Genomic DNA, 13,325 nt, shown 5'->3' on the forward strand with positions numbered 1-13,325 from the left:
ATGTCCCTGTGACTGCCTTCCGTGGGATCGGCGGGGCCCGCTACATCATCCGGGCGAGGGCGTAGCGGGCCCCGTTCTTCCCAACGCCTACGGGAGCAGCTCGGAGATCGGCGTGTCCGGCCCCGCCACCGCCGCCCCCAGCACCCCCACCAATTCCTCCGCGATACGCACCACGGTCTCCTTCTCGAATACGTCCGTATTGAATTCCACAAACCCTTCCATTCCCTCCGGCGCCCCTTGCCCCGACCGCCGCTCCGTGAGCCCGAACGACAGGTCGAAATGGGAGACGCCGAGGTCCACCGGCTCGGTCCGGGCCGCGTGGCCGCCCAGGGTGAAGTGGCGTTCGGGGGCGTTGTCGAGGGTGAGGAGGGTTTGGAAGAGGGGGTGGCGGGCGGTGGAGCGGACGGGGTTGAGGGCCTCCACGAGTTGTTCGAAGGGGAGGTCCTGGTGGGACCAGGCGGCGAGGTCGGTGTCGCGGACGCGGCACAGCAGTTCGCGGAAGGTGGGGTCGCCGGAGGTGTCCGTGCGGAGCACGAGGGTGTTGACGAAGAAGCCGACGAGGTCGTCGAGGGCCTGGTCGGTGCGGCCGGCGATGGGGCTGCCGAGGGGGATGTCCGTGCCGGCGCCCAGGTGGGTCAGGAGGGCCGCCAGGCCCGCTTGGACGACCATGTAGAGGCTGGTGCCGGTGTCGCCGGCCAGGGCTTGGAGGCCCTGGTGGAGGTCGGCGGGGAGGTGGAGGGGGAACATGTCGCCGCGGTAGGTGGTGACCTCCGGGCGGGGATGGTCGAGAGGCAACCGGATCTCGGCGGGAAGGTCTGCCAACTCCCGCCGCCAGAACACCAGCTGGCGGCTGTACGTGCTGTCCGGGTCGGCCGGGTCGCCGAGGAATCGCTGTTGCCAGAGGGTGTAGTCGGCGTACTGGACGGGGAGCGGCGTCCACTGGGGTTCCTCGCCCGCGCTGCGGGCGTCGTAGGCCGCGGCGAGGTCGCGGGACAAGGGCGCCATGGACCAGCCGTCGCCTGCGATGTGGTGCAGGAGGAGGAGCAGGACGTGGTCGGTCGGGCCGGTGGTGAACAGGGTCGCGCGGAGCGGGTGTTCGGCGGTGATGTCGAAGGGGTGGCGAGCGGCCTTCTGCAGGGCCGGGGCGAGATCGCCGGGGGTCACCTCCACCACGGTGAGGAGGTCGCGGCCGGAGTCGGGCGGGAGGATGATCTGCTGCGCGGCGCGGGCCCGGCGCGGGAAGACGGTGCGCAGGCTCTCGTGGCGGGCCACGAGGTCACCGATGGCCGACCGTAGGGCCTCGGGGTCGAGTGCGCCGGAGAAGCGCAGGGCCAGGGGGATGTTGTAGGTGGGGCTGGGGCCTTCCAGGCGGTGCAGGAACCAGAGGCGGCGTTGGGCGTAGGAGAGGGGGATGCCGGTCTCGGGGCGTGCGGCGGGTTTCACCGGGGGGCGGGCCTCGGCCGTGGCGCTGTCGATGCGCCGGGCCAGGGCCGCGACGGTGGGGGCCTCGAAGAGGGCGCCGATGGGGAGTTCCACGTTCAGGGCCGTACGGATGCGGCTGATCAGGCGGGTCGCCATCAGGGAGTGGCCGCCGAGGACGAAGAAGCTGTCGTCGATGCCGACGCGGGGCACGCGCAGCACGTCGGCGTACAGCGCGCAGAGAATCTCTTCCTTCGGTGAGCGGGGGCCGCGTCCGCCGAGTTCGGAGCGCGGGTCGGGGGCGGGCAGCGCGGCGCGGTCCACCTTGCCGTTCGGGGTGAGCGGCAGGGCGTCGAGCGCCACCAGGGCGGACGGGACCATGTAGGCGGGCAGCCGGTCGCGCAGGTGGCGGCGCAGGGCCGTGGAGTCGAAGGCTTCCTTGGCCACGGGGACGAGGTGGGCGACCAGGCGGGTGTCGCCGGGGGCGATCTCGCGCAGGTTGACGGTGGCCTGGGCGACCGCGGGGTGGGCGTCCAGGGCGGTCTCGATCTCGCCGAGTTCGATGCGGAAGCCGCGCATCTTGACCTGGGAGTCGGCGCGGCCGATGTAGTCGAGCTGTCCGTCGGCGGTCCAGCGGACCAGGTCGCCGGTGCGGTACATGCGGGCGCCGGGTGCGCCGAAGGGGTCGGGGACGAAGCGTTCCGCGGTCAGCGCCGGGCGGTTCAGGTAGCCGCGGGCGAGGCCCGCGCCGCCCACGTACAGTTCGCCGGTCACCGACGGGGCGACGGGGCGCAGGGCGCTGTCGAGGACGTAGGCGCGCGTGTTGTCCATGGGGCGGCCGATGGGGACCGTGCCGGTGAGGCGCCGCGGTGCCTGGAGGGCGTGGTACGTCGCCGCCATGGTGACCTCGGTGGGCCCGTACACATTGAAGACGCGGGTGTCCGGGCAGGCGTTGAGGATCTTCTGTACGGCGGACGGGGAGGCCGCTTCGCCGCCCGTCCAGACCTGGCGGACGCCGGAGAGGGCGTCCGGGCACTCCTCGGCGATCAGGTTGAACAGGGCCGTGGTCAGCAGGACCGCGGTGATGGCGTGGTCGGTGAGGAGGCGGCGGTAGTCGTCGGGGGTGAGGTCGCCGGGCGGGGCCATGACCAGGTGGCCGCCGTTGAGCAGGGGGACCCACAGGTCGAAGGTGGAGGCGTCGAACGCGGTGGAGGCGTGGCCGAGCACGGCGTGCCGGGCGCCGTCCGGCGCGCCCTCGCCCCAGCAGTGGTCGGCGGCCAGGCCCACCACGTCGCCCTGGGTGACGGCGATGCCCTTGGGCGCGCCGGTCGATCCGGAGGTGTACATGACGTACGCGACGGTGTCGGCGTGGGCGGTGGGCGCGGGGAGGTCCGTGGCGGGGAGGTCCGCCACCGTCCCGGCGCAGGCGTCCACGTTCAGGGCCGGTACACCGGGGAGGTAGGCGGCGGTCGGCAGGTCGCGCTGGGTGAGGACGAGGACGGCCTCGGTCTCGGCCGCGATCAGCCGCATGCGCGCGGCCGGGTAGCGCCGGTCGAGCGGTACGTACACGCCGCCCGCCTTGAGGACGGCGAGGATCGCCACGACCAGGTCGGCGGAACGGTCCAGGAGGACGGCGACGCGGCTCTCGCCACCGACTCCGTACGCGCTGGTCAGGTGCCTGGCCAGGCGGTTGGCGCGGGCGTTCAGCTCGGCGTAGGTGAGGGTGGTGCCGTCGAAGGTCACGGCGGGGGCGTCGGGGCGGGCGGCCGCGGTGTCCTCGAACGCCTCGGCGAGGGAGGTGCGCGGGACGGGCCGGTCGGTGGCGTTGACCTCGCCGAGCAGCAGGGCGCGCTCGTCGGCGGTCAGCACGTCGAGGTGGGCGAGCGGCTGGTCGGGGTCGGCGGTCACCGCGTCGAGCAGCGCGACCAGCCGGGCGGCCAGCGCCTGGACCGTGCCGCGGTCGAAGAGGTCGGTGCTGTATTCGATCGCGCCGTCCATGCCGGGCCGTTCGCCGTGCGCGCCGCGCCGTTCGGTCAGGAAGACCGACAGGTCGAAGCGGGACGCGTCGACGTGCACGGGTTCGGTGCGGGCGGTGTGGCCGCCGAGGGTGAACTCGCCCTCCGGCGCGTTGTCGAGCGTGAGCATGGTCTGGAAGAGGGAGTTGCGGGCCGCGGAGCGGACCGGGTTCAGGGCCTCGACGAGCTGCTCGAAGGGGAGGTCCTGGTGGGCCCAGCCGGTGAGGGCGGTGTCCCGTACGCGCTGGAGGAGTTCGCGGAAGGTGGGGTCGCCGGAGGTGTCGGTGCGCAGCACCAGGGTGTTGACGAAGAAGCCGATGTGGTCGTCCAGCGCCTGGTCGGTACGGCCCGCGACGGGGCTGCCGAGCGGGATGTCCGTACCGGCGCCGAGCCGGGTGAACAGGGTGGCCAGGCCTGCCTGGAGGACCATGTAGAGGCTGGTGCCGGTCTCGCCCGCGAGGGCGTGCAGGCGTTGGTGCAGGTCCGCGGGGATCTCCCAGGTGATGGAGTCGCCGCGGAAGGAGGCGCGCTGCGGGCGCGGGCGGTCGAAGGGCAGGGCGATCTCCTCGGGGAGGTCGCGCAGCTGCTCGCGCCAGTACGCGATCTGGCGGCCGTAGACGCTGTCCGGGTCGTCGGGGTCGCCGAGGAACTGCCGCTGCCAGAGGGTGTAGTCGGCGTACTGGACGGGCAGCGGCGTCCACCGCGGTGCCCGGCCCGCGCGGCGCGCGTCGTAGGCCGTCGCGACGTCGCGCGACAGCGGGGCCATCGACCAGCCGTCACCGGCGATGTGGTGCAGGAGGAGGAGCAGGACGGTCTCCTCCCGGCCCTGCTCCCGCTGGTTCCCCGGGCCGACGCGGAACAGCTTCACGTACAGCGGCAGGTCGGTGGTCAGGTCGAAGCGGTGCCGCGCGGCCTGCTTCAGGAGGTCGCGGAAGGCCGCGGGGTCGTCGGGCACATCGTCGGTGACGTCGAGGATGTCGAAGGCGTCCGGGTCCGTGGCGGGGTCGAGGACGACCTGCTGCGGGGTGCCGCCGGTCTCGCGGAAGACCGTGCGCAGGCTCTCGTGGCGGGCGAGCAGGTCGCCGAGGGCCGCGCGCAGCGCCTGCGCGTCGACCGGGCCCGCGATGCGCAGCATGAGCGGGATGTTGTACGTGGGGCTGGGGCCTTCCAGGCGGTACTGGAACCACAGGCGGCGCTGGGCGTACGAGAGCGGCAGGACCTCGGGGCGCGGCATGGGCCGCAGGGCGCTGCGGGTCCGGGCGGTGGACAGGCCGAGGCGTTCCACCAGGGCTTCCACGGTGGGCGCCTCGAAGAGGGCGGCGATGGGCAGTTCCACGCCCAGTACGGCGCGGATGCGGCTGACCAGGCGGGTGGCGAGCAGGGAGTGGCCGCCGAGGGCGAAGAAGCTGTCGTCGATGCCGACGCGCGTGACGCCCAGGAGGTCGGCGTACAGCTCGCACAGGATCTCCTCCTGCGGCGAGCGCGGGGCCCGGCCGCCCGCTTCCCCGGCGGTACGGGACGGGTCGGGGGCGGGCAGGGCCTTGCGGTCCACCTTGCCGTTCGGGGTCAGCGGCAGCGCGTCGAGCACCGTGATCACGGACGGCACCAGGTGTTCCGGCAGCCGGCCGAGGAGGTCGCGGCGCAGGTCGGCGGCGAGGGTCTGCCGGGCGGCGTCGGCCGTGGGCACGACGTAGCCGGTCAGGCGCAGGTCGCCGGTGCGGTCGGCGCGCGCCGCCACGGCGGCCCGGCGCACCGCCGGGTGCTCGGCGAGCGCCTGCTCGACCTCGCCCGGCTCGATGCGGTGGCCGCGTACCTTGACCTGGTCGTCGGCCCGGCCGACGAACTCCGGTTCGCCGTCGGCGCGGTGGCGTACGAGGTCGCCCGTACGGTACATGCGCGCGCCCGCCGGGCCGAACGGGCAGGCCACGAAGCGTTCCGCGGTCAGCCCGGACCGCCCCAGGTAGCCGCGGGCCAGACCGGAGCCCGCGAGGTACAGCTCGCCCACGGCGCCGTCCGGCACCGGGCGCAGCAGCGCGTCGAGCACGAACAGCCGGACGTCGCCGACCGGCGCGCCGAGCGCGGGCACCACGCGTCCGCTCAGCGGCTCGCCGACGGTGGCGCACACGGTGGCCTCGGTCGGCCCGTACGCGTTGACCATGCGCCGCCCCGCCGACCACCGTTCCACCAGGTCGGCCGGGCAGGCCTCGCCCGCCACGACCAGCGACGCCAGGCCGGGCAGCGTCGCCTGCGGCGGCAGCGCGGCGAGGACCGACGGCGGCAGGGTGGCGTGGGTGACCCGCTGCTCGGCGAGCAGTTCCTCCAGTCCCGCGCCGGGCAGCAGCCGCTCCCCCGGCGCCATGACCAGGGCGGCGCCGGACAGCCATGTCACGCACATCTCGGAGACCGACGCGTCGAAGCTCGGCGAGGCGAATTGCAGGACGCGGCTCCGCCCCGTCACCGCGAACCGCTCCGCCTGCGAGGCCGCCAGCGCGGCGAGGCCCGTGTGCGTCACGACGACGCCCTTGGGCGTGCCGGTCGAGCCGGACGTGTGGATCACGTACGCCGGGTGCGCCGGGCACAGACCGGTTTCCGGTGCGGTGTCCGGGTGCGCGGACAGGTCCTGGCGTACGGCTTCCTCGTCCAGGACGAGGACGGGCGCGGCGTCGGCGAGGACGAAGGCGCGGCGCGCTTCCGGGTACTCCGGGTCCACCGGCACGTACGCGCCGCCCGCCTTGAGCACGGCCAGCAGCGCCACCGCCAAGTCGGCCGACCGGGGCAGCACCACGGCCACCCGCGCCTCCGGCCCCACCCCCTCCCCGATCAGCCAGTGCGCCAGCCGGTTCGCCCGCGCGTCCAACTCCCCGTACGACAGCGCCACGTCCTCGAAGACCAGCGCCGTCGCCTCCGGCGTACGCGCCACCTGCTCCGCAAACAGTTCGGGCAGCGTGCCGTGCCGTACGGCGGGCGCGGCGGCCGACGCGTCCCGGCGCAGCCGCTCGCGCTCCCCGGCCGTCAGGATGTCGAGGTGGGCGAGGGGCACGTCCGGGGTGGCGGCCGCCGTTTCCAGGACGCGGACCAGCTGGGCGGCGAGCGTCTCGGCCGTGCCGCGGTCGAAGAGGTCGGTGCTGTACTCCACGAAGCCGTCCAGGCCGCGGGGCTCGCCCTGCGGGCCCTGGCGCTCCCAGAGGCTGAAGAAGAGGTCGTACTTGGCGGTGCCGGTGCTGATCAGCTCGGAGCGGGTGCGCACGCCGAGCCGGCCGAAGCCGCCCTCCGGGGCGTTCTGCACCGCGGCGACCACCTGGAACAGGGGCTGCCGGCCCGCGGAGCGCACCGGGTTCAGGGCCTCGACCAGTTGCTCGAAGGGCAGGTCCTGGTGGGACCAGGCGGCCAGGTCGGTGTCGCGGACGCGGCGCAGCAGCTCACGGAAGGTGGGGTCGCCGGAGGTGTCGGTACGCAGCACGAGGGTGTTGACGAAGAAGCCGACGAGGTCGTCGAGGGCTGGGTCGGTGCGGCCCGCGACGGGGCTGCCGAGCGGGATGTCCGTACCGGCGCCGAGGCGGGTCAGCAGGGCCGCCAGCCCGGCCTGGACGATCATGAACAGGCTGGTGCCGGTGTCGCGTGCCAGTGCGTGCAGGTCCGCGTGCAGGGCGGCGGGCAGTTCCAGGGCGAGGGCGTCGCCCCGGTACGTCGCGCGCCGCGGGCGCGGGCGGTCGTACGGGAGGGCGATCTCCTCGGGCAGAGCCTTCAGCTGCTCGGTCCAGTAGGCCAGTTGCCGGCTCTGCACACTGTCCGGGTCCTGCGGGTCGCCGAGGACATCGCGCTGCCAGAGGGTGTAGTCGGCGTACTGCACCGGCAGCGGCGACCACCGAGGTGCCGCGCCCTTGCGCCGCGCGTCGTACGCCTCGGCCAGATCGCGCGAGAGCGGGGCCGCCGACCAGCCGTCCCCCGCGATGTGGTGGAGCAGGAGCAGCAGGATGTGCTCGCTTGGTTTCACGTGGAACAGCGTTGCGCGCAGCGGAAGTTCGGTGGCGATGTCGAAGGCGTGGCGGGTGGCTTCGTGGAGCAGCCGCCGTACGTCGTCGGGGCCGGTCCGTACGACGGAGAACACAGGCGGCAGATCGCCGGGTTCGCGGACGACCTGGTGCGGAGTGCCGCCCGCCGTCTCGCGGAAGACCGTGCGCAGGCTCTCGTGCCGGGCGAGCAGGTCGCCGACGGCCGCCCGCAGCGCGTCGTGGTCCAGCTCGCCGGACAGGTGCAGTGCGAGCGGGACGTTGTACGTGGCGCTCGGACCCTCCAGCCGGTGCAGGAACCACAGGCGGCGCTGGGCGTACGAGAGGGGGAGCGGGTCCGGGCGCGGGACCGGGCGCAGCGCCGGGCGGTCCCCGGCGGCCGCGGCGTCGATGTGCTCGGCGAGCCGGGCGACCGTGGGGGCCTCGAACACGGCGGTGATCGGCAGATCCACGCCCAGGGCGGTGCGGATGCGGCCGATCAGGCGGGTGGCGAGCAGGGAGTGGCCGCCCAGGGCGAAGAAGCTGTCGTCGATGCCGACCTGGGGCAGGCCGAGGACGTCGGCGTACAGCTCGCACAGCACGCCCTCGCGCGGGGTGCGCGGCGCCCGGCCGCCGGTCCCGCCGTCCGTGCGGGACGGCTCGGGCGCGGGCAGCGCGGCGCGGTCCACCTTGCCGTTCGGCGTCAGGGGGAGGGCGTCGAGCGCGACGATCGCGGAGGGTACGAGGTAGGCGGGCAGCCGGTCCCGCAGGTGGCGTTGGAGGTCGGTGACCAGGGCCGCGGTGGTCAGGGCGGCGCCGGGGTCGGTGGTGTGGTCCGCGAGGGGGCCGGTGAGGTCGCCGGACGGGCGGCAGAGGCCGACGGGGGCCGCCGAGGCCAGGTCCGCCTCCGGCGCGAAGAGGACGTCGTACTGTCCTTCCGTGCCGTCGGGCGACCAGGTGACGGCCGTCCACAGGCCGAGGCGGGCGCCCAGTTCGGTGATCAGCTCGGGTTCGGCCCCCGAGGTGGCGCCGGCCGCGCCGAGCCGGGCCCGCGCCTCGTCCACCGGCAGGCCCGCCGTGACGGCGGCCGAGGCCGCCGCCTCGCCCGCCAGCCGCGGGTTGGGCACGCCGGTCAGCCGCAGCCGCTGCCCGGCCCTCTCCCGCAGGGTAGCCTCCAGACCAACCGTGTCGCGTACGTCCTTGCCCCAGGCCAGGCACGGCACATCGGCGAACGAGACCGTACGGGCGGGCCGCTTGTGCAGGACGGCGTCGTAGCGGTGGCGGGTCAGCTCGTTGTGGTGGCGGGTGCCCTTGAGCCGGAGGTCGGCGCCCGTGAGGTCCGGCAGCTCGGCGGGCAGGGCCGCGAAGAAGTCCGGGTCGACGAGGAGTTCCTTCTCCAGCCGGACGCCCTGGTCGATCACCGCGGCGAGCGCGCCCGCATCGGTGCCGGCCCCGGCGCGGGTCAGCTCGACGGCCGTACGGAAGAGGCGCAGCAGGCGCCGGTTGCGGAGGTCGCCGACGAAGATCCGGCCGCCGGGGGCGAGCAGGTCCGCGGCGCGGCGCAGGACGCGCAGGAAGTAGGCGGCGTTGGGGAAGTACTGGGTGACCGAGTTGATCACGATGGTGTCGAAGTGGCCGGCGGGCAGGCCCGTCGTGTCGTCGGCGGGGCGGCAGCTCAGCTCGACCTTGCCGGCCAGGTCCGGTACGGCGGCGACCTGGCGGCGCAGCCGCTCGACGGCGGGCGCGGAAAAGTCCGCGCCCCAGTACGCCTCGCAGGCGGGCGCCACCTTGGAGAGCAGCAGGCCGCTGCCGACGCCCATCTCCAGGACGCGGCGCGGCTTGAGCGCGAGGATGCGCCGGACGGTCTCGTCGCGCCAGTCGCGCATCTCGTCGACGGGGATCGGGGTGCCGTCGTAGCTGCTGTTCCAGCCGCTGAAGTCCTCGCCGAACGGCGGCTCGTCGTCCTGCGGCTTGGCCTCGTCGGCGTACACGAGGTCGTGCATCCGCTGCCATTCGCCGACCTGGTGCGCGTCGGCCCCGGTGACGTCCGGTGCGGGGCCGTCGGCCGGTACGACGTAGCCGATCAGGCGTACGTCGCCGGGCCGGTCCTCGTGGGCGGCGACCACGGCCTGCCCGACCCCGGGATGGGCGGCGAGCGCCTGCTCGACCTCGCCCGGCTCGACGCGGTGGCCGCGTACCTTGACCTGGTCGTCGGCCCGGCCGACGAACTCCGGTTCGCCGTCGGCGCGGTGGCGTACGAGGTCGCCCGTACGGTACATGCGCGCGCCCGCCGGCCCGAACGGGCAGGCCACGAAGCGTTCCGCGGTCAGCCCGGACCGCCCCAGGTAGCCGCGGGCCAGACCGGAGCCGGTGACGTACAGCTCACCGGTGCCGCCCGCCGGGACCGGGCGCAGTGCCGCGTCGAGCACATGCAGGCGCACGCCGGCGATGGGCGTGCCGAGCGCGGGCACCACCCGGCCGGACAGCGGCTCGCTCACCGACGCGCACACCGTGGTCTCCGTCGGCCCGTACGCGTTGACCATGCGCCGCCCGGCCGACCAGCGCCCGGCCACGTCCGGCGGACAGGCCTCGCCCGCCACCACCAGCGAGGTGATCTCCGGCAGGGCGGTCTCCGCGGGCAGGGCCGCGAGGACGGACGGCGGCAGGGTGGCGTGGGTCACGCGCTGCTCGGCGACCAGTTCCGCCAGGCCCGCGCCGGGCAGCAGGCGCGCGGCGGGCGCCATGACCAGGGCGGCGCCCGACAGCCAGGCGACGCAGAACTCCGCGACCGACGCGTCGAAGCTCGGCGAGGCGAACTGCAGGACGCGGCTCTGCCCCGTCACCGCGAACCGCTCCGCCTGCGAGGCCGCCAGTCCGCCGAGGCCCGCGTGCGGGACGACGACGCCCTTCGGTACGCCCGTCGAGCCGGACGTGTAGATGACGTAGGCGGCGTGGGCCGGGGTGAGGCGCACCCCGGGACCGGTCGCGGGGTACGCGGAGAAGTCGCGGCGCAGGGCCGCCTCGTCGAGGACCAGCGCGGGGGCCGCGTCGGCGAGGACGAACGCGCGGCGCGCTTCCGGGTACTCCGGGTCCACCGGTACGTACGCGCCGCCCGCCTTGAGCACGGCCAGCAGCGCCACCGCCAAGTCGGCCGACCGGGGCAGCACCACGGCCACCCGCGCCTCCGGCCCCACCCCCTCCCCCACCAGCCAGTGCGCCAGCCGGTTCGCCCGCGCGTCCAACTCCCCGTACGACAGCGCCACGTCCTCGAAGACCAGCGCCGTCGCCTCCGGCGTACGCGCCACCTGCCGGGCGAAGAGTTCCGGGAAGGGCATGGCGGAAACCCCCGCGTGCGTCCTGTCGTTCACTGGTCCTCCACTCGTCGGCCGGCGCCTGGAGCGGGCCGTTCAAAAGGGTCGAAAGCGGGAATGGGGCTGCCTTGCCCGGCCGGCGGGCGCTCTGCGAAGGTGATCGCCATGGGGGCGAGCGGACAGCCGTGGGCGATGGTGGCGGGCACGGACGAGGTGCTGGAGCTGGTTCCGGCGTACGACCGGCTGCTCACCGAAGTCGAGCGGCGGCGTGCCGACGCGATGCTGAAAGCACGCGCCCGGGCCGACTTCGTCGCCGCCCACGTGCTGGTGCGGCTGTGCGCGGCCCGGCTGCTGGACCGGCCCGCCGACGTCCGGGCACTGAAGCAGCTCGTACTGGAACAGCGCTGCCCCGGCTGCGGCTCCGCCGAGCACGGCCGTCCGGCGCTGGCCGGGCTGCCGCAGGTTTCCGTGAGCCTGTCGCACACCACGGGCGTGGTGGCCGCGGCGGCGGGCCACGAACCGGTCGGTGTCGACGTGGAGCGGCGCGGGCTGCCGGACGGCATACGGGGTGCCGCGGGCCGGGTGCTGAGCACGGCCGAGCGGACGGCGATGCGTGAACACGCCGACCCGGACGCGTACTTCCTGCGCCAGTGGGTGCGCAAGGAATGCTTCATCAAGCTCGGCAGGGCGACGCTCGGCGGGCTGGCCGCCGTCGACCTCTCGGGCCTGCCGGTCGGGCCGGACGGCGCCGGTGCGGACGACGTCTCGAACGGCCTGTCCCGCCACGGCGACCTGTACGTGCTCGACCACACGGACACGCGCCGGGACGCGGTCGCCGCCGTGGTGAGCACGGGCCGTCCGCGCATCGGCGCGCCACGCCCGCTCGCCGCTCCGGAGCCACCCGCAGTCCCCCAGGGCCCGGCCACCTGACCGCCGCCCCTCACGCCAGCAGCTCGGCGAGCCGCGCGCGGTTGAGCTTGCCGTTGTCGTTGTGCGGCAGTTCGTCCAGGCGCCGGATGCGGCGCGGCACCATGTGCAGCGGGATGTGCTGCCGCAGCCAGTGGCCGAACTCGTGCGCGCGCATCTCCTTGCCCAGGTAGGCGGCGAGCAGCCGTACCTCGTCCTTGACGGTGACGGCCACCACGGCGGCCTCGGTCACCTCCGGGTGGCGCCGCATCGCGGCCTCGACCTCGCCCAGCTCCACCCGGTGCCCCATGATCTTGACCTGGCTGTCCAGCCGCCCGCGGTGCACCAGCCGGCCGTCCTCCCGGCGGACCCGGTCGCCGGTGCGGTACCAGTGGGCGCGGGTGAGCGGGCCGGTGCCGTCGTACGGGACGGCGGGCGCGCCCGGTTCGTGGCGCACGAAGCGTCCGGCGTTGTCGGCCGGGTCCAGGTAGCCGTCGAAGCGCTGGGCGCCGCGCACGCACAGTTCCCCGTCGTCGCACGGGCGCCCCTCCTCGTCCAGGAGGACCGCTTCCATGTGCGGGTACGGCTGCCCGATGGGGACCGTGCCGTTGGAGCTGCCCGCCGTGCCGGCGGCGTCGGTGAGGTCGTGGTCGGTGAGGTCGTGGTCGGTGCAGGTGATGGTCAGCTCGGTCGGGCCGTACAGGTTGTGGATACGGGTGCCGGGCGCGACCTGCTGCCACAGCGCGGTCAGCTGCGCGGTGACCGGCTCGGCGCTGAAGCAGCTGTGGCGGAGCGTGGTGACCTGCCCCAGCGGCAGGTTTCCGTAGCGCTGGGCGGTGGTGACCAGGGACGGTACGGAGAACCAGTGGGTGAGCCGGCGGCGTACCACGTAGTCCACGGGCCGGTACAGCTCGTCCTGGTCCGGCACGACGACGGTGGCGCCGGAGCCCCAGGCCACGAACAGGTCGTAGACGGACGGGTCGAAGGTCAGGCCGAAGGTCTGGGACATCCGGCAGCCGGGGCCCGCCTCGTGGCGGGCGATGTTGTACGCGATGTACGGGGAGACGTTGCGGTGGCGGATCGGCACGCCCTTCGGGCGGCCCGTCGAGCCGGAGGTGAACAGCAGGTACGCCTCCGCCTCCGGGTCGGCCGGGGCCGCGGGCAGGGCGCCCTCCGGCGGCTGCGGGAGGCCGTCGCCGTCCGCCGGTACGACGGTCACCGCGGGCCGGAAGCCGTCGGGCAGGCCGGCGAACGTGGCGCGGTGCTCCTCGCCGACGAGGATCGCGCCGACCCCGGCGCGGCGGGCGATGTCGAGGTTGCGGGGCAGCGGGTGGTCGGCGTGGAGGGGGACGGCGGAGGCGCCGAGGCGCTGGACGGCCAGGTACGCCACGTAGGCGGCCACCGTGCGGGAGGCGACCAGCGCGATTCTGGCGGGCGGGCGCGCGGGGCCCATGGCGCCCTCGGCGGGCAGCTCGTCGAGGATGCGGGCCGCCAGGGCCTCCGCCCTGCGGTGCAGTTCGCCGTAGCTCAGGACCCGGTCGCCCAGTTCGAGGGCCGGGGCGCCGGGCCACCGGCGGGCGGAGTCGGCGAACCACTGGTGGAGGGTGCGGTCTTCCAAGGCGGGCTCCTGGCGTACGGGGTCCACGGGGAACGGGGCGGGAGTCGGGGCGGGGGCGCTGACTGCG

3 protein-coding genes are annotated in these 13,325 nt (G+C 74.7%); 1 reads left to right on the top strand and 2 read right to left on the bottom strand.

The genetic code is table 11. The features are described from left to right. Nucleotides 1–87: 87 nt before the first annotated feature. Nucleotides 88–10,791, bottom strand: a complete 10,704-nt coding sequence (locus CP973_RS32935; RefSeq protein WP_150247464.1) for a non-ribosomal peptide synthetase — start codon at nucleotides 10,789–10,791, stop codon at nucleotides 88–90. Between the two features lie 108 nt (nucleotides 10,792–10,899). Here CP973_RS32935 and CP973_RS32940 point away from each other — a divergent pair, with 108 nt between their 5' ends. Then, complete coding sequence (locus tag CP973_RS32940) at nucleotides 10,900–11,664, top strand: 4'-phosphopantetheinyl transferase family protein (RefSeq protein WP_208853343.1); 765 nt, start codon at nucleotides 10,900–10,902, stop codon at nucleotides 11,662–11,664. A 10-nt stretch (nucleotides 11,665–11,674) separates the two neighbouring features. On the opposite strand, the gene CP973_RS32945 is transcribed toward CP973_RS32940, so the two are convergent. Next, the gene (locus CP973_RS32945) at nucleotides 11,675–13,258 is read right to left on the bottom strand and encodes an amino acid adenylation domain-containing protein (protein ID WP_244410165.1); all 1,584 of its coding nucleotides are present in this window, start codon (nucleotides 13,256–13,258) and stop codon (nucleotides 11,675–11,677) included. Nucleotides 13,259–13,325: the final 67 nt, after the last annotated feature.

This window comes from Streptomyces albofaciens JCM 4342 (assembly GCF_008634025.1).
In the GTDB taxonomy this organism is placed as follows: Bacteria; Actinomycetota; Actinomycetes; order Streptomycetales; family Streptomycetaceae; genus Streptomyces; species Streptomyces albofaciens.